This window comes from Aeromonas popoffii (genome assembly GCF_037818705.1).
GTDB lineage: Bacteria > Pseudomonadota > Gammaproteobacteria > Enterobacterales > Aeromonadaceae > Aeromonas > Aeromonas popoffii.
Genome location: NZ_CP149129.1, coordinates 185,741 through 212,500 on the forward strand (window position 1 = coordinate 185,741; position 26,760 = coordinate 212,500).

42 protein-coding genes and 1 pseudogene (1 of these 43 running past the window's edge) are annotated in these 26,760 nt (G+C 56.2%); 37 read left to right on the forward strand and 6 right to left on the reverse strand.

Going from position 1 to position 26,760, the window contains the following annotated elements:
* The first annotated feature begins 94 nt into the window (after positions 1-94).
* From WJM78_RS00895 to gpsA, 3 genes are read left to right on the forward strand one after another with little or no spacing between them, the layout of a single operon-like run.
* Complete coding sequence (locus WJM78_RS00895; protein WP_108536652.1) at positions 95-526, forward strand: rhodanese-like domain-containing protein; 432 nt, start codon at positions 95-97, stop codon at positions 524-526.
* Between the two features lie 46 nt (positions 527-572).
* Positions 573-1,043, forward strand: a complete 471-nt coding sequence (gene secB, locus WJM78_RS00900; RefSeq protein WP_005319808.1) for a protein-export chaperone SecB — start codon at positions 573-575, stop codon at positions 1,041-1,043.
* 2 nt (positions 1,044-1,045) lie between these two features.
* Positions 1,046-2,050, forward strand: coding sequence for an NAD(P)H-dependent glycerol-3-phosphate dehydrogenase (gpsA, locus tag WJM78_RS00905; protein ID WP_275929386.1), 1,005 nt, complete (start codon positions 1,046-1,048; stop codon positions 2,048-2,050).
* 107 nt (positions 2,051-2,157) lie between these two features.
* Here the strand turns inward: gpsA and nfuA are convergent, their stop codons facing one another.
* Both nfuA and WJM78_RS00915 read right to left on the reverse strand, forming a co-directional pair.
* Positions 2,158-2,736, reverse strand: coding sequence for a Fe-S biogenesis protein NfuA (gene nfuA, locus WJM78_RS00910; RefSeq protein WP_042033882.1), 579 nt, complete (start codon positions 2,734-2,736; stop codon positions 2,158-2,160).
* A gap of 149 nt (positions 2,737-2,885) precedes the next feature.
* Complete coding sequence (locus tag WJM78_RS00915; protein ID WP_275929385.1) at positions 2,886-3,614, reverse strand: ComF family protein; 729 nt, start codon at positions 3,612-3,614, stop codon at positions 2,886-2,888.
* A 38-nt stretch (positions 3,615-3,652) separates the two neighbouring features.
* Here WJM78_RS00915 and bioH point away from each other — a divergent pair, with 38 nt between their 5' ends.
* From bioH to WJM78_RS00935, 4 genes are all read left to right on the forward strand, one after another.
* A complete protein-coding gene (bioH, locus tag WJM78_RS00920) occupies positions 3,653-4,417 on the forward strand; it encodes a pimeloyl-ACP methyl ester esterase BioH (protein WP_212514011.1) in 765 nt (254 codons plus the stop codon).
* A 71-nt stretch (positions 4,418-4,488) separates the two neighbouring features.
* Positions 4,489-4,722 carry a flagellar biosynthesis protein FlgE gene (locus WJM78_RS00925; RefSeq protein ID WP_275929384.1) on the forward strand — a complete coding sequence of 78 codons (234 nt, stop codon included), beginning with the start codon at positions 4,489-4,491 and terminating at the stop codon, positions 4,720-4,722.
* Position 4,723: 1 nt separating this feature from the next.
* Positions 4,724-5,524 (forward strand): putative metalloprotease CJM1_0395 family protein, encoded by an 801-nt coding sequence (locus tag WJM78_RS00930; RefSeq protein WP_339012729.1) that lies wholly within the window; start codon positions 4,724-4,726, stop codon positions 5,522-5,524.
* Between the two features lie 95 nt (positions 5,525-5,619).
* Positions 5,620-5,898 (forward strand): hypothetical protein, encoded by a 279-nt coding sequence (locus WJM78_RS00935; protein ID WP_275929382.1) that lies wholly within the window; start codon positions 5,620-5,622, stop codon positions 5,896-5,898.
* Positions 5,899-5,954: 56 nt separating this feature from the next.
* On the opposite strand, the gene WJM78_RS00940 is transcribed toward WJM78_RS00935, so the two are convergent.
* Together WJM78_RS00940 and greB are read right to left on the reverse strand one after the other, a co-directional pair.
* Positions 5,955-8,267, reverse strand: coding sequence for a Tex family protein (locus WJM78_RS00940; RefSeq protein WP_339012732.1), 2,313 nt, complete (start codon positions 8,265-8,267; stop codon positions 5,955-5,957).
* 331 nt (positions 8,268-8,598) lie between these two features.
* Positions 8,599-9,072, reverse strand: coding sequence for a transcription elongation factor GreB (gene greB / locus WJM78_RS00945; protein WP_042033872.1), 474 nt, complete (start codon positions 9,070-9,072; stop codon positions 8,599-8,601).
* Between the two features lie 238 nt (positions 9,073-9,310).
* On the opposite strand from greB, the gene ompR reads away from it, so the two are divergent.
* A complete protein-coding gene (ompR, locus tag WJM78_RS00950; protein ID WP_042033870.1) occupies positions 9,311-10,030 on the forward strand; it encodes a two-component system response regulator OmpR in 720 nt (239 codons plus the stop codon).
* Entirely contained in the window at positions 10,027-11,337 is a 1,311-nt protein-coding gene (envZ, locus tag WJM78_RS00955; protein ID WP_339012734.1) for a two-component system sensor histidine kinase EnvZ, read from the forward strand. The genes ompR and envZ overlap by 4 nt, the downstream gene beginning before the upstream one ends.
* 37 nt (positions 11,338-11,374) lie before the next feature.
* Here envZ and WJM78_RS00960 read toward each other — a convergent pair whose 3' ends face one another.
* Positions 11,375-12,289 carry a DMT family transporter gene (locus WJM78_RS00960; protein WP_108536196.1) on the reverse strand — a complete coding sequence of 305 codons (915 nt, stop codon included), beginning with the start codon at positions 12,287-12,289 and terminating at the stop codon, positions 11,375-11,377.
* A 355-nt stretch (positions 12,290-12,644) separates the two neighbouring features.
* Here WJM78_RS00960 and rpsJ point away from each other — a divergent pair, with 355 nt between their 5' ends.
* The 28 genes from rpsJ (at position 12,645) to rplQ (ending at position 26,263) form a co-directional block, all read left to right on the forward strand.
* Positions 12,645-12,956, forward strand: coding sequence for a 30S ribosomal protein S10 (gene rpsJ, locus WJM78_RS00965; protein ID WP_005307944.1), 312 nt, complete (start codon positions 12,645-12,647; stop codon positions 12,954-12,956).
* Positions 12,957-12,978: 22 nt separating this feature from the next.
* Positions 12,979-13,611, forward strand: a complete 633-nt coding sequence (gene rplC / locus WJM78_RS00970; protein WP_042033865.1) for a 50S ribosomal protein L3 — start codon at positions 12,979-12,981, stop codon at positions 13,609-13,611.
* A 17-nt stretch (positions 13,612-13,628) separates the two neighbouring features.
* Positions 13,629-14,234 (forward strand): 50S ribosomal protein L4, encoded by a 606-nt coding sequence (gene rplD / locus WJM78_RS00975; RefSeq protein WP_005340616.1) that lies wholly within the window; start codon positions 13,629-13,631, stop codon positions 14,232-14,234.
* Positions 14,231-14,533 carry a 50S ribosomal protein L23 gene (rplW, locus tag WJM78_RS00980; protein ID WP_042019359.1) on the forward strand — a complete coding sequence of 101 codons (303 nt, stop codon included), beginning with the start codon at positions 14,231-14,233 and terminating at the stop codon, positions 14,531-14,533. The genes rplD and rplW overlap by 4 nt, the downstream gene beginning before the upstream one ends.
* Positions 14,534-14,548: 15 nt before the next feature.
* Positions 14,549-15,370, forward strand: coding sequence for a 50S ribosomal protein L2 (gene rplB / locus WJM78_RS00985; RefSeq protein WP_005340614.1), 822 nt, complete (start codon positions 14,549-14,551; stop codon positions 15,368-15,370).
* Positions 15,371-15,392: 22 nt separating this feature from the next.
* Positions 15,393-15,671, forward strand: coding sequence for a 30S ribosomal protein S19 (rpsS, locus tag WJM78_RS00990; protein ID WP_005307960.1), 279 nt, complete (start codon positions 15,393-15,395; stop codon positions 15,669-15,671).
* Between the two features lie 10 nt (positions 15,672-15,681).
* Positions 15,682-16,026, forward strand: a complete 345-nt coding sequence (rplV, locus tag WJM78_RS00995) for a 50S ribosomal protein L22 (protein ID WP_033130007.1) — start codon at positions 15,682-15,684, stop codon at positions 16,024-16,026.
* A gap of 3 nt (positions 16,027-16,029) precedes the next feature.
* On the forward strand, positions 16,030-16,740 hold the full coding sequence (rpsC, locus tag WJM78_RS01000; RefSeq protein ID WP_005890900.1) for a 30S ribosomal protein S3: 711 nt from the start codon (positions 16,030-16,032) through the stop codon (positions 16,738-16,740).
* A gap of 13 nt (positions 16,741-16,753) precedes the next feature.
* Positions 16,754-17,167 (forward strand): 50S ribosomal protein L16, encoded by a 414-nt coding sequence (rplP, locus tag WJM78_RS01005; protein WP_005340612.1) that lies wholly within the window; start codon positions 16,754-16,756, stop codon positions 17,165-17,167.
* Positions 17,167-17,358, forward strand: a complete 192-nt coding sequence (rpmC, locus tag WJM78_RS01010; RefSeq protein WP_005319733.1) for a 50S ribosomal protein L29 — start codon at positions 17,167-17,169, stop codon at positions 17,356-17,358. The genes rplP and rpmC overlap by 1 nt, the downstream gene beginning before the upstream one ends.
* Entirely contained in the window at positions 17,358-17,606 is a 249-nt protein-coding gene (gene rpsQ, locus WJM78_RS01015; RefSeq protein ID WP_005319730.1) for a 30S ribosomal protein S17, read from the forward strand. Before rpmC ends, rpsQ begins: the two co-directional genes overlap by 1 nt.
* Before the next feature lie 147 nt (positions 17,607-17,753).
* A complete protein-coding gene (rplN, locus tag WJM78_RS01020; RefSeq protein WP_005890908.1) occupies positions 17,754-18,122 on the forward strand; it encodes a 50S ribosomal protein L14 in 369 nt (122 codons plus the stop codon).
* A gap of 11 nt (positions 18,123-18,133) precedes the next feature.
* Positions 18,134-18,451, forward strand: coding sequence for a 50S ribosomal protein L24 (gene rplX, locus WJM78_RS01025; RefSeq protein WP_042033862.1), 318 nt, complete (start codon positions 18,134-18,136; stop codon positions 18,449-18,451).
* A 13-nt stretch (positions 18,452-18,464) separates the two neighbouring features.
* Positions 18,465-19,004, forward strand: a complete 540-nt coding sequence (gene rplE, locus WJM78_RS01030) for a 50S ribosomal protein L5 (protein WP_005319725.1) — start codon at positions 18,465-18,467, stop codon at positions 19,002-19,004.
* Between the two features lie 10 nt (positions 19,005-19,014).
* Entirely contained in the window at positions 19,015-19,320 is a 306-nt protein-coding gene (gene rpsN / locus WJM78_RS01035; RefSeq protein WP_042033860.1) for a 30S ribosomal protein S14, read from the forward strand.
* Positions 19,321-19,339: 19 nt separating this feature from the next.
* Positions 19,340-19,732 (forward strand): 30S ribosomal protein S8, encoded by a 393-nt coding sequence (rpsH, locus tag WJM78_RS01040; protein ID WP_005307980.1) that lies wholly within the window; start codon positions 19,340-19,342, stop codon positions 19,730-19,732.
* A 13-nt stretch (positions 19,733-19,745) separates the two neighbouring features.
* Entirely contained in the window at positions 19,746-20,279 is a 534-nt protein-coding gene (gene rplF, locus WJM78_RS01045; protein ID WP_005319720.1) for a 50S ribosomal protein L6, read from the forward strand.
* A gap of 9 nt (positions 20,280-20,288) precedes the next feature.
* A complete protein-coding gene (rplR, locus tag WJM78_RS01050) occupies positions 20,289-20,642 on the forward strand; it encodes a 50S ribosomal protein L18 (protein WP_042033858.1) in 354 nt (117 codons plus the stop codon).
* A 14-nt stretch (positions 20,643-20,656) separates the two neighbouring features.
* Positions 20,657-21,157, forward strand: coding sequence for a 30S ribosomal protein S5 (gene rpsE / locus WJM78_RS01055; protein ID WP_005319713.1), 501 nt, complete (start codon positions 20,657-20,659; stop codon positions 21,155-21,157).
* A 6-nt stretch (positions 21,158-21,163) separates the two neighbouring features.
* Positions 21,164-21,343 (forward strand): 50S ribosomal protein L30, encoded by a 180-nt coding sequence (gene rpmD / locus WJM78_RS01060; RefSeq protein WP_005307985.1) that lies wholly within the window; start codon positions 21,164-21,166, stop codon positions 21,341-21,343.
* A gap of 2 nt (positions 21,344-21,345) precedes the next feature.
* A complete protein-coding gene (gene rplO / locus WJM78_RS01065; RefSeq protein WP_005319708.1) occupies positions 21,346-21,783 on the forward strand; it encodes a 50S ribosomal protein L15 in 438 nt (145 codons plus the stop codon).
* Between the two features lie 8 nt (positions 21,784-21,791).
* On the forward strand, positions 21,792-23,120 hold the full coding sequence (gene secY, locus WJM78_RS01070) for a preprotein translocase subunit SecY (RefSeq protein WP_042033856.1): 1,329 nt from the start codon (positions 21,792-21,794) through the stop codon (positions 23,118-23,120).
* Positions 23,121-23,147: 27 nt separating this feature from the next.
* Positions 23,148-23,261 (forward strand): 50S ribosomal protein L36, encoded by a 114-nt coding sequence (gene rpmJ, locus WJM78_RS01075; RefSeq protein WP_005319705.1) that lies wholly within the window; start codon positions 23,148-23,150, stop codon positions 23,259-23,261.
* 139 nt (positions 23,262-23,400) lie between these two features.
* The gene (gene rpsM / locus WJM78_RS01080; RefSeq protein WP_005307991.1) at positions 23,401-23,757 is read left to right on the forward strand and encodes a 30S ribosomal protein S13; all 357 of its coding nucleotides are present in this window, start codon (positions 23,401-23,403) and stop codon (positions 23,755-23,757) included.
* 14 nt (positions 23,758-23,771) lie between these two features.
* Positions 23,772-24,161 carry a 30S ribosomal protein S11 gene (rpsK, locus tag WJM78_RS01085; protein ID WP_005319702.1) on the forward strand — a complete coding sequence of 130 codons (390 nt, stop codon included), beginning with the start codon at positions 23,772-23,774 and terminating at the stop codon, positions 24,159-24,161.
* Between the two features lie 39 nt (positions 24,162-24,200).
* Positions 24,201-24,821: a 30S ribosomal protein S4 gene (gene rpsD, locus WJM78_RS01090; RefSeq protein ID WP_042033855.1), complete on the forward strand. Its 621-nt coding sequence runs from the start codon at positions 24,201-24,203 to the stop codon at positions 24,819-24,821.
* 25 nt (positions 24,822-24,846) lie between these two features.
* On the forward strand, positions 24,847-25,836 hold the full coding sequence (locus WJM78_RS01095) for a DNA-directed RNA polymerase subunit alpha (RefSeq protein WP_005307997.1): 990 nt from the start codon (positions 24,847-24,849) through the stop codon (positions 25,834-25,836).
* A 43-nt stretch (positions 25,837-25,879) separates the two neighbouring features.
* Complete coding sequence (gene rplQ / locus WJM78_RS01100) at positions 25,880-26,263, forward strand: 50S ribosomal protein L17 (RefSeq protein WP_005307999.1); 384 nt, start codon at positions 25,880-25,882, stop codon at positions 26,261-26,263.
* A 434-nt stretch (positions 26,264-26,697) separates the two neighbouring features.
* On the opposite strand, the pseudogene WJM78_RS01105 reads toward rplQ, so the two are convergent.
* Positions 26,698-26,760 (reverse strand): annotated as a pseudogene (locus WJM78_RS01105) (gamma carbonic anhydrase family protein) (its annotated part continues 18 nt past the right edge of the window); the annotation flags it as partial.

Below are 26,760 nucleotides of genomic sequence, written 5' to 3' on the forward strand. Positions count from 1 at the left end.
GGGAGCCCGCTCCCGCTTTGCCGCCAAGATGGCTGATCTTGGTGGGGTCCCCATGTATACTCGGGTCCTTGTCTTGGTCCCTGGATAGTAGAAGATGCAAGAGTATTTGGATTTTGCGGCCCGTAACCCGCTGCTGACCGCAGCTTGGTTCGGCCTGGCAGGCACCCTGGTTTACACCACTGTGCGTGCTCGTTTTTCTCCGGTTAAAACGGTAAGCAACCACACGGCTACCCTGCTGATCAACCGCGAAAATGCCACTGTGGTGGACATTCGCAGTCAGGAAGAGTTTACCAAGGGCCATCTGGCCGGTGCCAAGCACTTGCCGCTCAGCCAGATCCAGAGCAATAACCTGGGTCCAGTTGAAAAGCATCAAGATGCCCCCATCATAGTGGTGTGCGAGTCGGGGATGACCGCTGGTGGCGCAGGTCGCCAACTGAGCAAGGCCGGTTTCAAGCAGGTGTATGTGCTCAGCGGTGGCATGGCCCAGTGGCGTGCAGATAATCTGCCGGTGACCAAAAAACGCTGATTGAAGGGCCTGCGCCCACATATTTTCTTAAAAGGAATCAAACGAAATGGCTGACGAAATCAACAACCAGGAAGTACAACCGGAATTCCACATCCAGCGTGTTTACACCAAGGATGTCTCTTTCGAAGCCCCTAATACCCCGCACATCTTCCAGAAAGAGTGGCAGCCGGACGTCAAGCTGGACATGGACACCAAGACCAATATCCTGGCGGATGGCGTGTATGAGGTTGTGCTGACCCTGACCGTGACCTGCAAGCTGGAAACCGAAACGGCCTTCCTGTGCGAAGTACAGCAAGCCGGTATCTTCACCATAGGCAACCTGCCTGAGCCGCAACTGGCCCACTGCCTGGCAGCCTTCTGCCCGAACATCCTGTTCCCGTACGCCCGCGAAGCCGTGGCCAACATGGTGAGCAAGGGTTCCTTCCCGCAGCTGAACCTGGCACCGGTCAACTTCGATGCCCTGTTTGCCCAGCACATGGCGCAAGCACAGGCCCAGCAGGCGACAGCGGAAGCCTGATAATGGCTGACCAGATCGCTATCTCGGTCTTGGGGGCGGGGTCTTATGGCTCCGCCCTTGCCATTTCTCTGGCGCGCAACGGTCATCCGACCCTGCTGTGGGGTCACGACCCAGCCCATGTCGCCGAGCTGGAAAAAGAGCGCTGCAACAAGGCTTTTCTGCCGGATGTCCCTTTCCCTGCTGATCTGCAACTGACCGCCGATCTGCAGGCTGCGGTGCAAGCAGCTCCCGTGCTGCTGCTGGTGGTGCCGAGCCATGTGTTCGGTCAAGTGTTGGCTCAGGTCAAGCCCTTCCTGCGCCCCGATACCCGTATCGCCTGGGCCACCAAGGGGCTGGAACCAGACAGCGGCCGCCTGTTGCAAGATGTGGCACGTGAGGTGCTGGGTGAGGCGATCCCGCTGGCGGTGATCTCCGGCCCCACCTTTGCCAAGGAGTTGGCCGCCGGCCTGCCGACCGCCATCTCGGTGGCGTCGACTCACGATGACTTTGCTGATGATCTCTCGCTGTTGCTGCACTGCGGTCGCTCGTTCCGGGTCTATACCAATCCGGACTTCGTCGGTATGCAGCTCGGCGGCGCCGTCAAGAACGTCATCGCCATCGGTGCCGGTCTCTCCGACGGGCTGGGATTTGGCGCCAACGCCAGAACTGCGCTCATCACCCGGGGCTTGGTGGAGATGCAGCGTCTGGGAGCGGCCCTGGGTGCCGACGCCAAAACCTTCATGGGGATGGCTGGGCTCGGGGATCTGGTGCTCACCTGTACCGACAACCAGTCTCGCAACCGTCGCTTCGGTCTGGCCCTCGGGGCTGGCAAGAGCATGGATACCGCCATGGCCGAGATAGGTCAGGTGGTGGAAGGCTATCGCAACACCAAGGAGGTGCATCTGCTGGCGGCCCGTTGTGGCGTCGAGATGCCTATCTGCGAGCAGATCTTTCAGGTGCTCTATCAGGGCAAGAACCCGAAAGAGGCCGCCATCGCCCTGCTTAGCCGGGACAAGCGCGACGAATAAGCCATCCGCTGATGCTGGATAGCAAAAGGCCCCGCCAGATTGGCGGGGCCTTTTCATGTGTGGTCAGGGGGGATCAAGCTTGTCGGGTGATCGCCACTGGCATTCGATCAATAGTAGGAGTGATCGCCGCGCTGGTGCTCGGTGGCATCTTTGACGCCGTTGAGCTCGCCCGGGAATTTCTCCAGCAGCTGCTTCTCGATCCCCTCTTTCAGGGTGTAATCAACCATGGAGCAGCCGTTGCAACCGCCGCCAAACTGCAAAATGGCCAGCTTGTCTTCGGTCAGCTCAACCAGCGTGACCTTGCCACCGTGACCGGCCAGCATGGGGTTCACCTCGGACATCAGCACGTATTCTATGCGATCGATCAGCGGTGCATCGTCGTCCACCTTGCGCATTTTGGCATTGGGGGCTTTCAGCGTGAGCTGGGAGCCCATCTGATCGGTAACAAAGTCGATGGTGGCATCGACCAGGAAAGGGGTGCTCAGCGGATCGACCAGGCAGTCGAAGCCGCTGAAGGGCAGGTGTTGATCTTCCGGATCGACCGCGTCGGGTGGGCAATATGATACGCCGCACTCGGCATTCTGGGTTCCCGGATTGACCACAAACACCCGGATATTGGTGCCATCAGGCTGTTTTTCCAGCAGTTTACGGAAATGGGCCTGGGCGGTGTCGGAAATGCTGATCATCACTATCCTCATAAACCTGAGTGTACGACTAGGGTATTCATGATAACTCGCTTGGCAGTGCTTGGGTAGCATGCAGATGGTGCCGAGCATATGTCAAATATCCCTATGGCAGCCTGATGTGCCTGCGCTTGCGGGACAGATATCGAGTGTCATTTTATGTGTTTGAGCGTACGGCACATGGCCCACACGTCCACTTTTTCGATGCCGCTCTCGTGAAGCATGCGGGTGAGCTGACCCGCCGTCGCCCCCGTGGTCACCACATCGTCGAGCAGGACGACATGCCGATAGTGGTGAGGCTGGATGTGGAAGGCTCCGCGCAGATTCCGTCGCCGCTGAGCGGCACTGAGCCGGGTCTGCTGCGGAGTGGCTCGGATTCTGCGCAGCAGCCGGGTGTCGCAAGGGATGCCGGTGATCTCGCTGAGGGTGATGGCTATCTCTTCTGCCTGATTAAAGCCGCGCCACCACTGCCGCCACCAGTGCAGGGGAACCGGAATGATGGCTTCGGGGGGATCGTCTCTCTCCAGATGATCTGCCAGCAGACGGGCGAGCAGCGGTGCCAGCAGGATCTGGCCAGAATACTTCAACTGGGGAATGAGCATGGAGTAGGGGGGCTGGTAGTCGCCAATGACCTGCAACCGCTGCCAGGGCGGTGGCCTGCGCTGGCAGTGTCCGCAGACAGGTTCGGCTTCCCCGTCTGATTCCGGCAAGGGCGCCGCACACAATCTGCATTTGTGATAGGGCTGGTGGAGGGCCTGTTGGCACCAGCTGCAGAGCAGCGGCTGTTCATCGCAAGGCTGTTGGCAGAGCAGACAGTGGCCCTGCCAGTCGGCATGGTTGCCAAGGATCGGACTTGCTTTGGCGAGCAGTCGCTTTAACATGCTGACCCCAAGAGAATGAACAGGGATCTTGAGTCTAGATGAGCGTATCGGTAGAGCGATTTGGTCAGGGGCCCGACCTGGTGCTGTTGCACGGATGGGGCATGAATGGCGCAGTCTGGCATGGTATTGCCCAGCAGTTGGCGGCCCAGTATCGGATACATCTGGTGGACTTGCCCGGGTTTGGCAACAGTTCGCTGCTTGATGGGAGTGATTATTCCTTGCCCTGGCTGGCGGAGCAGGTCGCCGCTGTCTTGCCGCAGAAGTGCCATTTGCTCGGTTGGTCCCTCGGTGGTCTGGTGGCGAGCCAGTTGGCGCTAACCCAGCCTGAGCGATGCCTTTCGCTTATCACGGTAGCCAGCTCTCCCTGTTTCATGGCCCGTGACGACTGGCCGGGGATCGCCCCCAAGGTGCTGACCGGTTTCAATCAGATGCTGGCGGGGGATTTCAAGCAGACCATAGAACGATTCCTCGCTATCCAGGCCATGGGCAGCGAACATGCCCGGGATGATATCCGCCAGCTGCGCCACTGGTTGGCAGAGCGCCCGGCTCCCCAGCTTGCGGCGCTGGAGGCCGGACTCGGTTTGCTGGCGGAGGTCGACTTGCGCGATGAGCTGACCACGCTGAGCCTGCCCTGGTTGCGGGTCTATGGCCGGCTGGATTCGCTGGTGCCCAAGGCGGCCATACCGCTGCTGGACGAACGCTATCCGGCCAGTCACAGCCTGGTGCTGGAAAAGGCCTCGCACGCACCCTTTATTTCCCATCCGCAGCAGTTCGTTGAAATCATTCGACATTTTGTTGGTTGAAAAACAACCTATTTGCTTCATTAATCCTCTGGCGTGACGGATAATTAATCCAGCGTCAGAGGAGAGTCATCATGCGTATAGATTCTGCATTGAACAGCGGTGTACAAGGGTTTCAGCGAGCGGAACAGATTGCCGATAAGGCATCCAGCCAGATCGCTCGGCTCAACACCCCGAGCGGTGACCAGGTACAATTGCCTGATGAACTGGTCAACCTCAAGGTGGCCGAAATACAGGCCGGGGCGTCTGCCAAGGTGATCCAGACCGCCAGTGATGTTATGGGTACGCTGATCGATATCCGGGTGTGACATGAACATCAATGTCAGTCTGCCGACCATGATTCCTAATCAGCTGCAACCGCAGACGGAATCCGCACGCACTGACAATCGCCGTGCAGCCCTCATCCCCCAGACCCGCCAGAGCGAGGTATTTAATGCCGAGCCTGAAGTCGGCTCACAGAAAGACAAGTCCAAGGCCAGCCAGGCCAATCCCAACCAGAGTTCCCAGCAGACGCGGGAAGCTTCCCAGACCGGCAACCCGCAAACACCGGTTGATCACCGCGTCGTTGAGGCTACGGGGGAAGACGGGCAGCGCAACAAGCAACAGCAGGATCCCAGGCAGCAGGAGCAGCAACAGAAGCAGGAGCTGCAGGTCAAGGCGCTGGTAGACAGGGATCAGGAGGTGCGAGCCCACGAGCAGGCCCATCAGGCTACCGGTGGTCAGTATGCCGGTAGTCCGACCTATCAGTTCTCGATGGGACCGGATGGCAAGCGCTACGCCACCGGCGGGGGCGTCTCCATTGATATCGGGACCATTCCCGGCGATCCCAGGGCGACCATTGCCAAGATGCAACAGGTACGTGCCGCCGCCCTGGCCCCGGCGGATCCTTCCGCACAGGATCTGAGCGTGGCCAGAAGTGCCGCTGCCAAGGAGGCTCATGCCCGCAAGGCGCTGCTTTCATCCGATCCGGATACCGCCCTGGCGGCCGATGGCAGCGCCAAGAGAGGTGTATTGAGCGGCTACATGGAGCAGCGCAATCAGGTCATTGCCCAGCGTTATCAACAGGCGGTCAAGCCTGCTGCACAACAGGGTGTCAGTCTGAACGTCTGAGTGCCGCGCCGCCTCTTCCCCCTGACTTTTCGTTCACGCCCCGGGTATTTGCATCTAATCTGGGGGTAATCCCATTCATCCTCACAGGAGTCGTCATGCACTTTGATGAAGTCAAACCGGAAGACTTTGCCATCTTCTCCCGCGTTCCCCCTTCTCACCTTCAGATGGAACAATTTTTGATGCAGCTTGGTGGTGGCGGAACTGAAGGCACTCATTTCAAGAAGAAGGTCTTGTTGGCGGCCGGTTGGAGTCATACCGGCGTGGTTTCCTATGGCAAGTACCCGCAGGAGGCCAGCAAGGCATTCAATCGACTGCGAGAGGTGCTGGCCCGGCATCAGGACTCTGACACTATTCTGGCCGCCCTCACTCAATGAGCCTGGGCCTCTTGCAAAAAAAGCCCCTTTCGGGGCTTTTTTCATTTCTTGGCGGTTTATTTCTTTGCTTTGGAGAGGGCTGCCGCGAAGGCGTTGCCCATGGCGCCGCCCACTGGCGTACTTGGTTGCGGCGCTGGTCTCGGCTTGGCACTGCCAGCATTCACGTTGCGGGATTCCGCAGGTTTGCGAGCCGGCTGTCCGGCTTTTTCGTCCAGTCGCATGGTCAGGCTGATCCGCTTGCGCGGGGCATCCACCTCCAGCACCTTGACCCTCACTATGTCACCTGCCTTGACCACCTCGCGGGGATCCTTGACGAAGCGATCGGTCAGGGAGGAGATATGCACCAGTCCATCCTGATGGACGCCGATATCGACGAAGGCGCCGAAGTTGGTGACGTTGGTGACCACCCCCTCCAATATCATCTCGGGCACCAGGTCGCTTATCTTCTCCACCCCCTCCTTGAAAGTGGCGGTCTTGAACTCGGGTCGCGGGTCGCGGCCCGGTTTATCCAGCTCACCTATGATGTCGGTGACAGTGGGTAGACCGAACTGCTCATCGGTGTAGTCGGCCGGCTTCAGGCTGCGCAGCAGACTGCCGTTGCCAAGCAGGCTGGTGACGGTCTGCTCCAGCTTGGCGAGGATCCGCTCTACCACCGGATAGGACTCCGGGTGCACCGCCGAGCTGTCGAGGGGATTGCTGCCCCCGCGAATGCGCAGGAAGCCGGCACACTGTTCGAAGGCTTTGGGGCCGAGTCGGCTCACTTTCAGTAACTGCTGACGGCTCTTGAAGGCGCCGTTCTCATCCCGGTAGGCGACGATGTTCTGGGCCAGCGTCTGGGATAGACCTGAAACCCGATTCAGCAGGGCGACCGAGGCGGTATTCACATCCACACCGACCGCGTTCACGCAATCCTCGACCACGGCATCCAGTCGGCGGGCCAGCTGGCTCTGGCCGACGTCGTGTTGATATTGGCCCACGCCGATACTCTTGGGATCTATCTTGACCAGTTCGGCCAGGGGATCCTGCAGGCGGCGGGCGATGGAGACGGCGCCACGGATCGAGACGTCGAGATCCGGGAACTCCAGGGAGGCAAGCTCGGAGGCGGAATAGACAGATGCCCCCGCTTCGCTCACTACTATCTTCTGTGCTTTGGCTGCGGGGTAGCGCTCGAACAGATCGCTGACCAGCCGGTCGGTCTCTCGCGAAGCGGTACCGTTGCCGATACTGATGAGCTCGACCTTGTGCTTCTGGCACAGCTCGCTCAGGGTCTTGAGGCTTTGATCAATCTGGCGTTTTGGTTCGAACGGATAGATGGTTGCGTGATCGACCAGTTTGCCGGTGGCGTCGACCACGGCCACCTTGACCCCGGTGCGGATGCCCGGATCCAGCCCCATGGTGCAGCGCATGCCTGCCGGCGCCGCCATCAGCAGATCCTGAAGGTTCATGGCGAACACCTTGATGGCCTCGTCTTCTGCTGATTCGCGGATACGGCCGATCAGCTCGGTTTCCATCTGCAAGGAGAGCTTGATCTTCCAGGTCCAGCTCACCACCCCCTGCAGCCACTTGTCGGCCGGGCGGTTTTGCAGATTGAGCTTGAGGTGGTGGGCTATGATGCCTTCGCAGGGGCTGGTGCCCTCGTCGTCACCCGTGATCAGCGCCAGATTGAGGATGCCCTCGTTGCGACCGCGCAGCATGGCCAGCACACGGTGGGAAGGGGCCTTGTGCAGAGGCTCGTCGTGTTCGAAATAGTCCTTGAACTTGGCCCCTTCCTGCTCCTTGCCTGCTACCACGCGGGCGCGCAGGGTGGCATTCTGCCACAGGTAGTCACGCAGCTTCTCCAGCAGGTCGGCCTGCTCGGCGAAGCGCTCCATCAGGATATAGCGGGCGCCATCAAGAGCCGCTTTGCTGTCGGTAATGCCCTGTTCGGCATTGAGGAAGGCGGCCGCAGCTTGCTCGGGATCCTGCATCGGGTCGCTGAGCAGCAGGTTGGCCAGCGGCTCCAACCCGGCTTCGATCGCCATCTGCCCCTTGGTGCGGCGTTTGGGCTTGTAGGGGAGATAGAGATCTTCCAGCCGGGTCTTGCTGTCGGCGCCATTCAATTCGCGCATCAGCTCGGGGGTCAGCTTGCCCTGCTCTTCGATGGAGCGAATGATCACCTGACGGCGATCTTCCAGTTCACGCAGATAGCCGAGGCGGCTCTCCAGGGTACGCAGCTGGCTATCGTCCAGACCGCCAGTCACCTCCTTACGGTAACGGGCGATAAAGGGCACGGTCGAGCCTTCATCCAGCAGGCGCACGGCCGCCTGCACCTGTTCCGGACGGGCATTCAGCTCACCGGCAATCTGTCTCTCTATGATATGGCTGTGCATCTGGGATCTCTGTGGTCGCTTCTATCCAACTAGCCTGGGGGGCTCGACTTGCTGCGGCCGGGTATGCCGCTCGTCAGCTTGCTGCTTCTCTACATCATTAGGGGGCCGCATGGTGTGGATTGAGCGTCGCCGAGACAGGCCCGCACCCAAGGCGCTAAATGTGAGCACTATATGAGGTCGGGCGGCGCTATGCCACCCCGGTGACATGCATGGCCGTCGGGCCGAATGGCAGGAGAGGAGGCGGACGGCCCGGATCCCCGTCATGGAGGCTCGTTACGTGGACGGGAAGGGTATCAGCCGTTATCCATGGTGGGGAAGCGAGGGCTTCCCGTCACTTCGGATAACTGATCTCGGTGACATACCAGCAGGCGTCACCGATTGGCGTAGGCACTATGGCCTCATCCCCCACCTCTTTTTTGAGCAGGGCGCGGGCCATGGGGGCGTCGATGGAGATGTAATCCTTGCGGCCAAAGATCTCGTCATAACCGACGATGCGAAAGCGCTTGGTCTCGCCCTCGTCGTTCTCCACCTCGACCCAGGCGCCGAAGAACACCTTGCCTTCCTGGGCGGGGGCATAATCGACGATCCCCAGCTCCTCGAGGCATTTGCGCAGGTAGCGCACCCGCCTGTCGATCTCCCGCAGCCGCTTCTTGTTGTACTGGTAGTCGGCATTCTCGCTGCGATCGCCCAGGCTGGCGGCCCAGGCTACCTTGCGGGTTGTCTCGGGGCGCTCTTCACGCCACAGGAAATCGAGCTCTTCTTTCAGCTTGTTGTAGCCTTCGCGGGTGATCAGCTTGGTCTTCATGGATATCAAGTACCTGCGTCAATGTGGGCTGATGGGCCTCTTATGGCCCGGCCGATCTTATCCGCTGTTGCTTCGCTGTCGAGCAAAACCTGTGTTGTCATGGGGGGGACGGGGCCTGCAGGCGTAGCATGAGGGCCACAAGGCGGCTGCCATGGGCAATAACCAGTAACATATTTATGCTTTGCCGTTGGGAGCTCGAGCCCTAGTATTGGCAACATATCGAGAGGAGAGGCAAGCAATGAGTCAGCAATACAAGGTTCTGGTCGTCGACGATGATTTGAAATTACGTTCCCTGTTGGAGCGCTATCTGACCGAACAGGGATTCGTGGTTCGTGGCGTTGCCAATGGCGAACAGGCCGATCGCCTGCTGACTCGTGAAAATTTCAGCCTGATGGTACTGGACTTGATGCTGCCGGGGGAGGATGGCCTCTCCATCTGTCGTCGCCTGCGCGAGGCTGGCAACCAGATCCCGGTGCTGATGCTCACCGCCAAGGGCGATGAAGTGGATCGCATCGTCGGGCTCGAGATGGGGGCCGACGACTATCTGCCCAAGCCGTTCAACCCGCGTGAATTGCTGGCGCGGATCCGCGCCGTGCTGCGCCGTCATACAATCGAACTGCCCGGGGCTCCCTCGACCGCCGAGAAGATGGTGACCTTCGGCAACTATCAGCTCAAACTGGCGACGCGTGAACTCAGTCGTGATGGTGAGCCGGTGGCCCTGACCAGTGGCGAATTTGCCGTGCTCAAAGTGCTGGTCAGCCATCCCCGTGAGCCCCTCTCCCGCGACAAGCTGATGAACCTGGCCAGGGGCCGTGAATATACGGCGACCGAGCGCAGCATCGACGTGCAGGTTTCCCGTTTGCGCCGCCTGCTGGAGCAGGACCCGGCCCAACCCCGTTACTTGCAGACCGTCTGGGGGCTGGGTTACGTCTTCGTGCCGGACGGTGATGGCGCATGAAGAAAGTGAGCAGCATGTTTTCCCGCATGCTCTGGTTTCTGGCCGCTGTCCTGGTGGTCTATCAGTTTGTCTCCTATGCCACCTTCTACAACTATCTGCTGGCGCCGACTGTCAAGCAGATCAGCCACCTGTTGGCCAATCAGGTCAAACTCATCTTTCCGGTCGAAAGCAACCAGCTGGCGCTGAGCGAAGATGCCGAGGCGCTGGTCTATGTGGCGACCGGTAGCGACATCTATACCCAGACAGAGGCGGAGCAGCACGGGCTCAATGCCTCCAAGCCCTACGCCTATCTGGAAGAGAGCATCAGCCGCGAGCTGGGGGGCAAGACCAAGGTGCGGGTCGAGATCCAGGATCACTACATCATCTGGATCCAGCCGCCCCAGGCCAATCGGGTGTGGGTTCGCATCCCGCTGACCGAGATCGAGGATGACGACATAGAGCCGCTGCTCCTCTACATGAGTGTGTTGCTGGTGGTGACCCTGTTCGCGGCCTGGCGCTTTGCCCGCCAGCTGGTGCGTCCGCTGGAGGATCTGGAGGCCGGTGCCGTGGCCGTGGCCCGTGGCAACTTCCCCGATGCACTGGGGGAGCTCGGCTCGCGGGAGGTTCGCCGATTGACCCGCACCTTCAACCACATGTCGAGCTCGATCAAGGGGTTGATCGAGGAACGCAATCTGATGATGGCCGGGGTCTCCCACGATCTGCGCACCCCGTTGACCCGCATCCGGCTGGCGACTGAAATGATGTCTTCCGGGGATGAGTATCTCAAGGAGAGCATCAATGCGGACATTGACGAGTCCAACGGCATCATAGATCAGTTCATCGACTACATTCGGCCGGACGAGGGGCTGGATACCCAGCAAATCGACCTGACCCAGCTGATCCACGACGTGCTGTTGGTGCAGACCGATCAGGGGCTGGAGGTGGATCTCGAATTGCCGGAAGAGGCGGTGCGTGTGGCCTGCAATCCCATCAGCATCCGGCGCATCCTCAACAACTTGTCTGGTAACTCGTTGCGCTATGGTGCGAGCTGTTTGCAGGCCGAGCTGAAGGATGATGGCCACTGGGTGAGGCTACGGCTGTCAGACAATGGCCCCGGCATTCCGGAGCAGGACTACAACCGGGTGCTCAAGCCGTTTACCCAGGGCAACGAGGCCCGCACCGGCAGTGGCAGTGGCCTGGGGTTGGCCATAGTTGCCAAGATTGTCTCCCAGCACCATGGCACCATACGGCTGGGGCGCTCAGAACTGGGGGGCTTGCTGGTGGAGATCCGGCTACCCAAGAATCAGCCACTGGAGTGGATGGATTGAGAGAAGGGCGTATCCATGGATACGCCCTTTTGCATTGTCAGGCTTGCGGCTCGGCGCTCTTGCGGTAGCGCTTGCCGTATTTGAGCTGCTGGATCAGCAGGGCGGCCACGATCAGCCCAAGCCCTATTGGGGTGGCCGGGTGTATGGTTTCACCAATGAGCAGGTTGAGCAGCACCAGGGAGGCAAATGGCGAGATGAAGATGAGGTTGCTGATGGGGGCCGTGTTGGTGGCGTGGCGCAGGGCCATCAGCCAGAGCACGAAGCCGAAGCCCATCTCGAACAGGCCCACATAGATGGCGCCGACCCAGCCCTGCCAGGCGGTCATGGCAAAATCGGAGAGCAGCCAGGTCGCCGCGATGATGAAAGGAAGACTGATGATGAAGCCGATCAGCAGACTGACGATGGGGTCCCCCTGATTGCGGGTGTTGAGGATCCAGTAACTGGCCCAGATAAGGGTCGATACCAGCGCCAGCGTTACCCCGAGCGGGCTGTCGAATTGCAGGCCGAGCACATCTCCCCGGGTAGCGATCACCAGGGCGCCGAAGTAGCCCAGTACTATTGCGACCCCGTCGCGGCGGCGCAGCTTCTGGCCGAGAAAGGGAACGGCCAGCAGACTGAGGGTGATGGCCCAGGTGTAGTTGAGGGTCTGCGCCTGCTGCGCGGGCAGCAGGTCATAGGCCTTGAACAGCAACAGGTAATAGAGGAAGGGATTCAATACCCCCAGCGCCAGATAATAGAAGGGGCGAGCCTTGAGGTAACTCAGCAGCAGCGCCAGCTTGCCCTGTTTGGCTACGATAGCGCCGAGAGTCAGGGTCGAGGTGAAGGCGGCAACAAGCAGCAATTGCACAGGTTCGAAGTAGGCGAGGGAAATCTTGAAGGCGGTGGCAACCGTCGACCAGAGGGCAACGGCGCAGAGTCCATACTGATAGGCTTTCTTTTGATCTTTGAGCATTGGATGTCGTTCCACTGACGGAGGCAGGCGCAGAGTCTACCAGCCTGTTTGTAAGATTGTCGTTACCCCCGATTGGCAGGAAATGGTGTCACCGCCGGCGAGATCCATCTGCCACATAAAACTGCGCACAATCTGTTCGTTCTCCCTTGCGAAAATTTGAAAAATCCGTATAATCCCCTCCGCTTACCCATGAGGTAAGCCAGACGATATGTCTGCTGCTGAGTTCCTCGTTTACGAGAGCCAGCCATACAGTCCTCCCGATATGGGGGGAAACGTGAAAAATCACACCTCTGGCGGGATCGCTCCCGGTCGGGCGGTGTTGGTTTATGTTCTTTTATCTATTGGAGCTCTGTCAATGCAGAACCAAAGAATCCGTATCCGCCTGAAGGCTTTTGATCATCGCCTGATTGATCAATCCACTGCGGAAATCGTTGAAACTGCAAAGCGCACCGGCGCGCAGGTTCGCGGTCCTATTCCGCTGCCGACTCGCAAAGAGCGCTTCACCGTCCTGATCTCCCCGCACGTCAACAAAGATGCGCGTGATCAGTACGAGATCCGCACTCACAAGCGTCTGGTAGACATCGTTGAGCCGACTGACAAGACCGTGGACGCTCTGATGCGTCTGGATCTGGCAGCCGGTGTAGACGTCCAGATCAGCCTGGGTTAATTACGGAAAGAGGTTGATAACAATGACAATCGGTCTTGTAGGTCGCAAAGTGGGTATGACTCGCATCTTCACTGAAGATGGCGTTTCTATCCCGGTGACTGTTATCGAAGTTGAAGCTAACCGTGTAACTCAGGTCAAATCTGTAGAAACCGACGGCTACAACGCTATTCAGGTTACCACTGGCGCCAAGAAAGCCAGCCGTGTGACCAAGCCGGAAGCTGGCCACTTCGCCAAAGCTGGTGTAGAAGCCGGTCGCGGTCTGTGGGAATTCCGCCTGAACAACGGTGAAGCTTTCACTGTTGGTAGCGAGCTGAAAGTAGATCTTCTCGCTGACGTTAAGCTGGTAGACGTTACTGGCACATCCAAGGGTAAAGGTTTTGCTGGTACTGTTAAGCGCCACAACTTCCGCACCCAGGATATGACCCACGGTAACTCCTTGTCTCACCGCGCTCCGGGTTCTATCGGTCAGAACCAGACTCCGGGTCGTGTATTCAAGGGCAAAAAGATGGCTGGTCACATGGGTGCTGAGCGTGTAACGACTCAGAACCTGGAACTGGTTCGTGTTGACGCTGAACGTAACCTGCTGCTCATCAAAGGTGCAGTCCCAGGTGCAACCAACGGCAACGTGATCGTCAAACCTGCCGTCAAAGCGTAACGTCTGAGGAGATAGTAATGGAATTGGTAATGAAAGACGCCAAGAGCGCTCTTGAAGTTTCCGAGACTACCTTCGGGCGCGAATTCAACGAAGCTCTGGTTCACCAGGTCGTCGTTGCATATGCCGCAGGTGCCCGTCAGGGTACTCGCGCGCAGCTGACTCGCTCTGAAGTGTCTGGTGGCGGCAAAAAGCCGTGGCGTCAGAAGGGTACTGGTCGTGCCCGTGCTGGCTCCATCCGTTCGCCCATTTGGCGTTCCGGTGGTGTGACTTTTGCTGCTAAGCCGCAAGATCACAGCCAAAAAGTAAACAAGAAGATGTACCGCGGCGCTATCCGTAGCATCCTGTCCGAACTGGTACGTCAAGAGCGCCTGATCGTTGTCGAGAAATTCGGCATCGAAGCGCCGAAGACCAAAGAACTGATCGCCAAGCTGAAAGAGATGGAACTGACTGACGTTCTGATCGTGACAGCTGAAGTCGATGAGAACCTGTTCCTGGCTGCTCGCAACCTGTACAAAGTTGACGTGCGTGATGTTGCCGGTATTGACCCGGTCAGCCTGATCGCTTTCGACAAGGTTCTGATGACTGCTGATGCAGTTAAGCAAATCGAGGAGATGCTGGCATGATCCGCGAAGAGCGTCTGTTGAAAGTTCTGAAGGCTCCGCATATCTCTGAAAAGAGCACCATGGTCGCCGAGAAGCAGAACACTATCGTGTTCAAAATTGCTGTCGACGCCACCAAGGCGGAAGTCAAAGCTGCAGTTGCGAAACTGTTCGAGGTCGAAGTTGAGACCGTCCGTACCCTGAACATGAAGGGTAAAACCAAGCGCGCAGGTGCACGCGTAGGCCGTCGTTCCGATTGGAAAAAGGCTTATGTGACCCTGAAAGCTGGTCAGGACATCGACTTCATGGGCGCAGCCGAGTAAGAGGAGTTCTGAAAAATGGCAATCGTTAAGTGCAAGCCTACTTCTCCGGGCCGCCGCCACGTCGTTAAGATCGTCAATCAAGAGCTGTACAAGGGTAAGCCCTTTGCCGCTCTGCTGGACAGCAAGAGCAAGTCCGGTGGTCGTAACAACAACGGTCGTATCACTACCCGTCATATCGGTGGTGGTCACAAGCAGCATTACCGTATCGTCGACTTCAAGCGCGACAAAGACGGTATCCCGGCCAAAGTAGAGCGCCTGGAATACGATCCTAACCGTACCGCTAACATCGCTCTGGTGTTGTATGCAGACGGTGAGCGTCGTTACATCCTGGCTCCGAAAGGTCTGAAAGCTGGTGACGCTATCGCTTCTGGTGCTGATGCCGCAATCAAGGTAGGTAACGCCCTGCCGATGCGCAACATCCCGGTCGGTTCGACTGTTCACGCCGTTGAGATGAAACCTGGTAAAGGTGCCCAGCTGGCTCGTTCCGCTGGTACTTTCATCCAGATCCTGGCTCGTGAAGGTAACTATGTAACTCTGCGTCTGCGTTCCGGCGAAGTACGTAAAGTTCTGGCCGAGTGCCGCGCCACCATCGGTGAAGTCGGTAACTCCGAGCACATGTTGCGTCAACTGGGTAAAGCCGGTGCCAACCGCTGGCGTGGTATTCGTCCGACCGTTCGCGGTATGGCGATGAACCCGGTCGACCACCCGCACGGTGGTGGTGAGGGTCGTAACAAGGGCATGCAGCCTGTGTCCCCATGGGGCCAGAAGGCTAAAGGCTTCAAGACCCGTAAGAACAAGCGTACCGACAAGTACATCGTACGTCGTCGTAACAAGTAATTGTTAACATAGAGGAATCACCATGCCACGTTCTCTCAAGAAGGGTCCATTTATTGACCTGCACTTGCTGAAGAAGGTAGAGAAAGCGGTGGAAAGCGGGGATAAAAAGCCGGTTAAGACCTGGTCCCGTCGTTCAATGATCATCCCGAACATGATCGGTTTGACCATCGCTGTCCATAATGGTCGTCAGCACGTTCCGGTTTTCGTTACCGAAGAAATGATCGGTCACAAACTGGGTGAATTCGCACCGACTCGTACTTATCGCGGCCATGCTGCTGATAAGAAGGCTAAGAAGCGCTAAGGGATAAATGATGGAAGCTATCGCTAAACACCGTTATGCCCGTACTTCTGCCCAGAAAGCTCGTCTGGTAGCCGATCAAGTACGTGGTCTGTCCGTAGACAAGGCTCTGAATCTCCTGACCTTCAGCCCGAAAAAGGCTGCTGTGCTGGTTAAGAAAGTGCTGGAATCTGCCATTGCAAACGCTGAGCACAACGAAGGCGCCGACATCGACGCCCTGCGTGTTGCTACTATCATGGTCGACGAAGGTCCCTCCATGAAGCGCATCCGTCCGCGTGCCAAAGGTCGTGCGGATCGTATCCTCAAGCGTACCGCTCACATCACTGTAGTGGTATCCGACGCTAAGGCTGGGAGATAAGCAATGGGTCAGAAAGTACATCCTAATGGCATTCGCCTGGGTATTACCAAGCCTTGGAATTCTACCTGGTTCGCGAACACCAAAGACTTCGCTGACAACCTGTACAGCGATTTTCAAGTACGCCAGTTCCTGACCAAGGAACTGAAAAATGCGTCCTTGTCCAAGATCACCATCGAGCGTCCGGCCAAGAGCATCCGTGTGACCATTCACACCGCTCGTCCGGGTGTTGTGATCGGTAAGAAAGGCGAAGACGTTGAGAAACTGCGCAAAGCTGTAGCCGCGATTGCCGGCGTGCCTGCTCAGATCAACATTTCCGAAGTCCGTAAGCCGGAGCTGGATGGCAAGCTTGTTGCCGACAGCATCACTTCCCAGCTGGAACGTCGCGTTATGTTCCGTCGTGCTATGAAGCGCGCCGTACAAAACGCAATGCGCCTGGGTGCCAAGGGCATCAAAGTGGAAGTGTCTGGTCGTCTGGGCGGTGCTGAAATCGCGCGTACCGAATGGTACCGTGAAGGTCGTGTGCCTTTGCACACCCTGCGTGCCGACATCGACTACGCAACTTCTGAAGCCCACACCACTTACGGTGTGATCGGCGTTAAAGTTTGGATCTTCAAGGGCGAAGTTCTGGGTGGTCTGGCTGCAGTTAATGCTGCCGCTGCTCAAGAGCAAGCTCCTGCAAAGCCCAAGCGCGATAACAAACGCCGCGGTAAGTAAGGAGATTCGGTAAATGTTGCAACCTAAGCGTACTAAATTCCGCAAGACCCACAAGGGTCGTAACCGCGGTCTGGCCACCTCTGGTAACGAAGTATCCTTCGGTACCTTTGGCCTGAAGGCGACATCTCGTGGCCAACTGACTGCTCGTCAAATCGAAGCAGCCCGTCGTGCCATGACCCGTCACGTTAAGCGTCAAGGTAAGATCTGGATCCGCGTATTCCCGGACAAGCCCATCACCGAAAAGCCCCTCGAAGTTCGTATGGGTAAAGGTAAGGGTAACGTGGAATATTGGGTTTGCCCGATCCAGCCTGGCAAGGTTCTGTACGAGATGGACGGTGTACCTGAGGCTCTGGCGCGTGAAGCGTTTGCCCTGGCCGCAGCTAAGCTGTCTGTTCAGACCACTTTCGTAATTAAGACGGTGATGTGATGAAAGCCCAAGATCTGCGTCAAAAGAGCGTCGATGAACTGAACCAGGAGCTGCTGGGCCTGCTGCGTGAGCAATTCAACATGCGCATGCAAGCGTCCACCGGCCAGCTGGCTCAGACTCACACTCTGAAACAAGTGCGTCGTGACGTCGCACGTATCAAGACTGTACTGACTGAGAAGGCAGGTGCGTAATGACTGACAAGATCCGTACTCTGCAAGGTCGTGTAATCAGCGACAAGATGGAGAAATCCATCACTGTTGCTATCGAGCGCAAGGTAAAGCACCCGATCTACGGTAAGATCATCAAGCGCACTACCAAGCTGCACGTACATGATGAGAACAACGAGTGTAAAGCTGGCGATCTCGTGGAAATCCGCGAGTGCCGCCCGCTGTCCAAGACCAAGTCCTGGACCCTGGTTGCAATCTTAGAAAAGGCCTAATCGGTACTTTTTAGCCCAAACGGCCCCTTAGCGGGGCCGTTTGTTTTTTAGGCTACCTTTTCTAAAAATCCTGTGTTATAGTTTCGCGCCTTTTGAAGGCAGCCAGATCCCGAGAGGGATAAGAAGTAAACAAAGCGGAGCACTAAAATGATCCAGATGCAAAGTATGCTGGGCGTAGCCGACAACTCCGGCGCTCGCAGTGTAATGTGTATTAAGGTTCTGGGTGGCTCGCACCGCCGTTACGCCGGCATCGGCGACATCATCAAAGTTTCCATCAAGGAAGCCATTCCTCGCGGTAAAGTGAAGAAAGGTGATGTATATAATGCGGTGGTCGTACGCACCCGTAAAGGCGTTCGTCGTCCGGACGGCTCAGTCATCCGTTTCGACAACAATGCGGCTGTTTTGCTTAACGGCAACCAACAGCCAATCGGTACTCGTATTTTTGGCCCGGTGACCCGTGAACTGCGTAATGAGAAGTTCATGAAGATTGTGTCCCTGGCACCCGAAGTACTGTAAGGAGTCGAACGATGGCAGCTAAAATCCGTCGCGAAGACGAAGTGATTGTTCTTACCGGCAAAGACAAGGGCAAGCGTGGCAAAGTCACTCAAGTCCTGGTAAGCGAAGGTAAGGTATACGTTGAAGGCATCAACTTGGTGAAGAAACACCAAAAGCCGGTACCCGCACTGGGTCAGGCTGGCGGTATCATCAGCAAAGAAGCCCCAATGGACGTTTCTAACGTAGCGCTGTTCAACTCTGCCGCTGGCAAGGCTGATCGCGTTGGTTTCCGGATTGAAGACGGCAAAAAAGTTCGTTTCTTCAAATCCACCGGCGAACTTGTGAAGTAATTGGAGTTTAACGATGGCGAAACTGCATGATTACTACAAATCCGATGTAGTAAATGAACTGGCCAAACAGTTCGGTTACAAGACTATCATGCAAGTCCCTCGGATCGAGAAAATCACCCTGAACATGGGTGTTGGTGAAGCTATCTCTGACAAAAAGCTGTTGGAAAATGCCGCTGCCGATATGGCTGCCATTTCCGGTCAGAAGCCGCTGATCACCAAAGCTCGCAAATCTGTTGCGGGCTTCAAGATTCGTGAAGGCTACCCGATAGGTTGTAAAGTAACCCTGCGTGGCGAGCGTATGTGGGAGTTCCTGGAACGGCTGATTTGCATCTCCGTACCGCGTATCCGTGACTTCCGTGGCCTGAATGCTAAAGCGTTCGACGGTCGTGGTAACTACTCCATGGGCGTGCGTGAGCAAATCATCTTCCCGGAAATCGACTATGACAAAGTCGATCGCGTTCGTGGTCTGGATATCACCATCACCACTTCCGCGAATACCGATGAAGAAGGCCGTGCTCTGCTGGCTGCCTTTAACTTCCCATTCCGCAAGTAAGGTTAGGGTTATGGCTAAAACATCCATGAAAGCACGTGAAGCAAAGCGTGCGAAGCTGGTAGCCAAGTTCGCCACTAAGCGAACCGAGCTGAAAGCTATCATCGTTGATATGAACGCTTCTGAAGAAGCGCGTTGGGATGCTGTCTTGCAACTGCAACAGCTGCCCCGTGATTCCAGTCCGTCCCGCCAGCGTAACCGTTGCAATATTACTGGTCGTCCGCACGGTTTCCTGCGCAAGTTTGGCCTGTCTCGCATCAAGGTGCGTGAGCATGCCATGAAGGGCGAAATTCCAGGCCTCACAAAGGCCTCTTGGTAAGAATCTCGGGAGTTAGACTATGAGCATGCAAGATCCGATCGCGGACATGCTGACCCGCATCCGTAACGGTCAGGCGGCGAGCAAAGTTGCGGTTTCCATGCCTTCTTCCAAGCTGAAAGTGGCAATCGCCAAAGTGCTGAAAGAAGAAGGTTACATCGCTGGCTACTCCGTAGCGGGTGATGTGAAGCCGGAACTGGAAATTGAATTGAAATATTTCCAGGGCAAGCCGGTTGTAGAACTGATCCAACGCGTGAGCCGTCCCGGCCTGCGTATTTACAAGCGCACTACTGATCTGCCGAAAGTTATGGGCGGTCTCGGTGTTGCTATCGTGTCCACGTCTAAAGGTGTGATGACCGACCGTGCTGCCCGCAAGGCAAGCATGGGCGGTGAGATCATCTGCTACGTCGCTTAATAGGAGGTCGGAAATGTCTCGCGTTGCTAAGGCACCCGTCACTATTCCTGCTGGCGTAGAGGTGACTCTGAACGGTCAGGAACTGTCCATCAAAGGTGGTAAAGGTTCTCTGGTTCGTTCCATCCACGCCGGTGTAGAAGTGACCAAAGAAGACAATGTACTGAAGTTCGCCCCGCGCGACGGCATCGCTGGTGCTGACGCTCAGGCCGGTACTGCACGTGCATTGGCTAACAACATGGTAATCGGTGTTACCCAAGGCTTCGAGCGTAAGCTGCAGCTGGTTGGTGTAGGTTACAAAGCCTCCATCAAGGGCAATGCTGTCGCGCTGGCCCTGGGCTTCTCTCACCCGGTAGAGCATGCGCTGCCGGCTGGTGTCACCGCTGAATGCCCGACCGCTACAGAGATCGTTCTGCGTGGTGTGGACAAGCAGCTGGTTGGCCAAGTCGCCGCCGATATCCGTTCTTACCGCGCTCCGGAGCCCTACAAGGGCAAGGGTGTACGCTATGCCAACGAGCAAGTGCGTACTAAAGAAGCTAAGAAGAAGTAAGGTAACACTATGGACAAGAAAGCAGCTCGTCTCCGTCGTGCTACTCGTGCTCGGAAGAAGATGCAGGAACTGGGAGCTACCCGTCTGGTTGTTCACCGTACCCCGCGTCATATCTACGCGCAGGTTATCGCAGCCAACGGTTCCGAAGTTCTGGCCTCTGCTTCTACAGTAGAGAAAGCCATCAGTGAAGGGCTCAAACACTCCGGTAATGCTGATGCAGCTACCGCAGTGGGTAAAGCAATCGCTGAGCGTGCTATTGCCAAAGGCGTTCAGAACGTATCTTTCGATCGTTCCGGTTTCAAGTATCACGGTCGTGTAGCCGCTCTGGCTACCGCTGCTCGTGACGCTGGTCTTCAGTTCTAAGCTAGGAGTCGAAGATGGCTAAAGTCGAATCTCAAGCCGGCGAACTGCAAGAAAAGCTGATTGCAGTAAACCGTGTTTCGAAAACTGTTAAAGGTGGTCGTATCATGTCCTTCACCGCGTTGACCGTGGTGGGTGATGGTAACGGCCGTGTAGGTTACGGTTACGGTAAGGCCCGTGAAGTTCCGGCCGCTATTCAAAAAGCGATGGAACAGGCTAAACGTAACCTGAGCAAGGTAGAACTGAACAATGGCACCCTGCACCACCCGGTGCGTGGCGTTCACTCCGGTTCCTCCGTGTTCATGAAGCCGGCCTCACAAGGTACTGGTATCATTGCAGGCGGCGCCATGCGTGCTGTTCTGGAAGTTGCTGGTATCCACAACGTGCTGGCCAAGACCTACGGTTCCACCAACCCAATCAACGTTGTTCGCGCAACTGTAGACGCTCTGGTACAGGGTCAATCCCCGGCCCAGATCGCTGCCAAGCGTGGTCTGCGCGTTGAAGAAATTCTGGGGTAATGCGACATGGCTAACACTGTAAAAGTAACTCAAACTCGCAGCTCTATCGGCCGTCTGCCAAAGCACAAGGCGACTCTGCGTGGTCTGGGTCTGCGTCGCATTGGTCACACCGTTGAGCTGGAAGATACTCCCTGCGTACGCGGTATGATCAACCAGGTTTATTACATGGTTAAGGTGGAGGGCTAAGCATGCGTCTGAATACTCTGTCTCCGGCCGCTGGTTCCAAGCCTGAAAAACAACGTCGTGGCCGTGGTATCGGCTCCGGCTTGGGCAAGACTGGTGGTCGTGGTGTGAAAGGTCAAACCTCTCGTTCCGGTGGCGGTAAAGTCCGCGCTGGTTTCGAAGGCGGCCAGATGCCTTTGAAAATCCGTCTGCCGAAGTTCGGTTTCTTCTCTCGCAAATCTTTGGTGTCTGCCGAAGTGCGTCTGAACGAAATCGCCATGGTAGAAGGTGATGTGGTCGATCTGAGCACTCTGAAGCAAGCCGGTGTTGTTACTAAGAACATCGTTTTCGCTAAAGTTGTTCTGTCTGGCAACATTGACCGTGCTGTGACCGTTCGTGGTGTGTCCGTCACCAAAGGTGCACGTGCAGCCATCGAGGCCGCTGGCGGTAAAATCGAGGAATAATCAGTACAATGGCTAAGAAACCAGGATTGGATGTTAAAGCACAGGGTGGTCTGAGTGAACTGAAGAGCCGTCTGCTCTTCGTTCTCGGGGCGATTATCGTTTTCCGTGCAGGCTCTTATGTGCCGATTCCTGGTATTGACGCCGCCGTACTGGCCGAGTTGTTCCAACAACAGAAGGGCACCATCATTGAGATGTTTAACATGTTCAGTGGTGGTGCACTCTCGCGTGCTTCTATTCTTGCGCTGGGGATCATGCCGTACATTTCGGCATCGATCATTATCCAGCTACTGACTGTGGTTCACCCCGCTCTTGCTGAACTCAAGAAAGAAGGTGAATCCGGCCGTCGCAAGATTAGCCAATATACCCGTTGGGGCACGCTGGTTTTGGGAACTTTCCAGGCCATTGGTATTGCAACCGGTCTGCCGAATATGATGCAGGGACTCGTGACTCATCCGGGTTTGGGCTTCTATTTCACGGCCGTTGTGAGTCTGGTCACCGGTACCATGTTTTTGATGTGGTTGGGTGAACAGATTACCGAGCGTGGGATCGGTAATGGTATCTCGTTGATTATTTTCACGGGTATCGTTGCTGGTTTGCCGCATGCCATTGGTGCTACGGCCGAACAGGCACGTCAAGGGGAATTGCACATCCTGCTGTTGTTGTTGCTGGGCTTGATTGTTTTCGCAGTGACTTACTTTGTGGTGTTCGTGGAACGTGGTCAGCGTCGTATCGTCGTTAACTACGCCAAGCGTCAACAAGGCCGCCAAGTATTTGCCGCGCAAAGCACACACCTGCCGTTGAAAGTGAATATGGCCGGTGTGATTCCTGCGATTTTCGCATCCAGCATCATCCTTTTCCCAGGGACCATTACCTCTTGGTTTGGTCAGGGCGACGGCAAGATCGCTGATATCCTGCAACAGGTCTCTATGGTCCTGCAGCCGGGTCAGCCCTTGTATGAGATGTTGTATGCAGCAGCCATTATCTTCTTCTGTTTCTTCTATACCGCGCTGGTGTTCAACCCCCGCGAGACAGCAGACAACCTGAAGAAGAGTGGAGCCTTTATCCCGGGGATCCGCCCGGGCGAGCAGACAGCACGTTACATCGATAAGGTTATGACTCGCCTGACATTGGCAGGTGCGCTCTATATAACCTTTATCTGTCTGGTACCCCAGTTCTTGATGACTGCTTGGAACGTACAGTTCTACTTCGGTGGCACTTCGCTGCTGATTATCGTGGTAGTTATCATGGACTTCATGGCTCAGGTACAAACCCATATGATGTCTCATCAATATGGCGACGTCCTGAGGAAGGCCAACCTGAAGGGCTACGGCCGCTAAAGGTCGGCGTAGTTACGGAGTTAAGCAATGAAAGTTCGTGCTTCCGTTAAGGCAATCTGCCGTAACTGCAAAATCATCAAGCGTCACGGTGTGGTGCGTGTGATTTGCAGCGAGCCAAAGCATAAACAGCGCCAAGGCTAATTTTTTACGGTTAGTACTTGCAACAAATAGTTGTGCTGGCTAATATAGCCAGCCAACTTTTGTTGTGTATTGGTTGACCGCCACGTATCCGCTCACGGGCTTTGTGGTGGTCGTAATCTACTATATGTAGGAGTGAATAGTGGCCCGTATCGCTGGCATTAACATTCCTGACCATAAGCATGCAGTCATTGCGTTGACTGCGATTTATGGCGTCGGTCGTACCCGCTCCAAGGCCATCTGTGCCGCAGCCGGTATCGCTGAGAATGTGAAAATTAAAGACCTGGACGAAGCTCAGATTGAGAGTCTGCGTGAACAAGTAGGTAAATTCACCGTTGAAGGTGACCTGCGTCGTCAGATTTCCATGAACATCAAGCGATTGATGGATCTGGGTTGCTACCGTGGTTTGCGTCACCGTCGTAGCCTGCCTGTTCGTGGTCAACGTACCAAGACCAACGCTCGTACCCGTAAGGGTCCGCGCAAGGCTATCAAGAAGTAACGGGAAGGTAGAAAATGGCTAAAACTCCGACTCGTGCTCGCAAGCGCGTTAAAAAGCAAGTGAGCGACGGTATTGCGCACGTTCATGCATCTTTCAACAACACAATCGTGACCATTACTGACCGTCAGGGCAATGCTCTGTCATGGGCTACCTCCGGTGGTTCAGGTTTCCGTGGTTCCCGTAAGTCCACTCCGTTTGCTGCCCAGGTAGCTGCTGAGCGTGCTGGTGAGATCGCCAAAGAATACGGCGTGAAGAACCTGGAAGTCATGGTCAAAGGTCCGGGTCCCGGTCGTGAGTCTTCCATCCGCGCTCTGAACGCGGCTGGTTTCCGCATCACTAATATTACTGATGTGACTCCGATCCCGCACAACGGTTGTCGTCCTCCCAAGAAGCGCCGCGTATAACGCTGTAGCTACTTGGTCTAGGATTGTTGGAGAAAGAAGATGGCAAGATATATCGGTCCTAAGCTTAAGCTTAGCCGTCGTGAGGGCACCGACCTCTTCCTGAAGTCTGGTGTTCGTGCGATTGATTCTAAGTGCAAGATTGACACCGCCCCTGGTCAGCACGGTGCGCGTAAAGCGCGTCTGTCCGACTACGGTGTTCAGCTGCGCGAGAAACAAAAAGTTCGTCGTATCTACGGCGTATTGGAAAAACAGTTCCGCAACTACTACCGCGACGCTGCCCGTCAAAAGGGTAACACCGGTGAAAACCTGTTGCAGCTGCTGGAAGGTCGTTTGGACAACGTTGTTTACCGTATGGGCTTCGGCGCCACTCGTGCTGAATCTCGTCAGCTGGTGAGCCACAAAGCCATTATGGTAAACGGTCGCGTTGTGAACATTCCTTCTTTCCAGGTTTCCCCTGAGGACGTGATCTGCATTCGTGAGAAGGCTAAGAAGCAAGCGCGTATCAAAGCTTCCTTGGAAGTTGCTGGTCAGCGTGAGAAGCCGACTTGGGTAGAGGTTGATGCCGCTAAAATGGAGGGTGCTTTCAAGCGTCTGCCAGAGCGTTCCGACCTGTCTGCCGACATTAACGAACAGCTGATCGTCGAGCTTTACTCCAAGTAAAGCTAGCTTCTAAAGAGAGGACACAATGCTGGGTTCTGTAACAGATTTTCTTAAACCGCGGCTAGTTGACATCGAGCAAGTTAGCCCGACTCATGCGAAAGTGACTCTTGAGCCACTTGAGCGTGGCTTTGGTCACACGCTGGGCAATGCTCTGCGTCGTATTTTGCTGTCATCTATGCCCGGTTGTGCAGTTACTGAAGTCGAAATTGACGGGGTACTGCATGAGTACAGCAGCAAAGAAGGTGTACAGGAAGACATTCTTGAAATCCTGCTCAACCTGAAAGGTATCGCTGTAAAGCTGGAAGGCAAGGACGAGGTAACTCTGTCCCTGACCAAGTCTGGAACAGGCCCCGTTACCGCTGGTGATATCACTCACGGTGATGAAGTCGAGATCGTAAACCCGGAGCACGTAATCTGCCACCTGACTGGTGCCAATGCTGAAATCAGCATGCGCCTGAAAGTTCAGCGCGGTCGTGGTTATGTGCCTGCTTCTGCTCGTGTTCACAACGATGATGAAGAGCGTCCGATTGGTCGCTTGCTGCTGGACTCCGCGTTCAGCCCCATCGTTCGTATTGCCTACAATGTTGAGGCAGCACGTGTGGAACAGCGTACCGACTTGGACAAGCTGGTCATCGACATGGAGACCAATGGTACTCTGGATCCTGAAGAAGCCATCCGTCGTTCAGCCACTATTCTGGCCGAACAACTGGAAGCTTTCGTGGATCTGCGCGATGTCAGCGTGCCCGAGAAGAAAGAAGAGAAACCCGAGTTTGATCCGATTCTGCTGCGTCCTGTCGATGATTTGGAGCTGACAGTTCGTTCTGCGAACTGTCTGAAGGCAGAAGCTATCCACTATATTGGTGATCTGGTACAGCGTACCGAAGTTGAGTTGCTTAAGACTCCTAACCTCGGTAAGAAGTCCCTGACTGAGATCAAGGACGTGTTGGCCTCCCGTGGTCTGTCTCTTGGCATGCGCCTCGAGAATTGGCCGCCCGCCAGCATCGCTGACGAGTAATCCAGATTACGGGTTTCACAGATTTAGTTAGAAGGATAAGGTCATGCGCCATCGTTTGAGTGGTCGTCAACTGAACCGGAACAGCAGCCATCGTCAGGCTATGTTCCGCAACATGGCCAGCTCCCTGGTTCGTCATGAGATCATCAAGACGACTCTGCCTAAGGCAAAAGAGCTGCGTCGTGTAGTTGAACCGCTGATCACCCTTGCCAAGACTGATAGCGTTGCTAATCGTCGCCTGGCATTTGCCCGTACTCGCGATAACGCGATCGTGGCTAAGCTGTTCAATGAACTGGGCCCGCGCTACCTGGAGCGCGCCGGCGGTTATACTCGCATTCTGAAATGCGGTTTCCGTGCAGGCGACAACGCCCCTATGGCTTACATTGAGCTGGTAGACCGCCCGGCCGCTGCTGAAGCAGCTGCTGAGTGATAAAGAAAAAGCCGGGCTTGTCCCGGCTTTTCTTTTAATGAATTCTGATACTGCCTCAACTGCCTCAACTGCCTCAACTGCCTCAACTGCCTCAACTGCCTCAACTGCCTCAACTGCCTCAACTGCCTCAACTGCCTCAACTGCCTCAACTGCCTCAACTGCCTCAACTGCCTCAACTGCCTCAACTGCCTCAACTGCCTCAACTGCCTCAACTGCCTCAACTGCCTCAACTGCCTCAACTGCCTCAACTGCCTCAACTGCCTCAACTGCCTCAACTGCCTCAACTGCCTCAACTGCCTCAACTATTACTCGTTCGCGATCTCACGTCATCTATATAGCGCTACCCCTGAGCGCGACTTAATCGTTAGTACTTATTCACAGTGTTGTGGGATCAGATGGATGTCTACCACCAGGGTTGTATAGGGATCTACTTACACCCGCTTGCCCAGTTGCGGGCGTTTTCCCTTGTAGGGTCTCAGTCGCAAGTCCATCTTGGC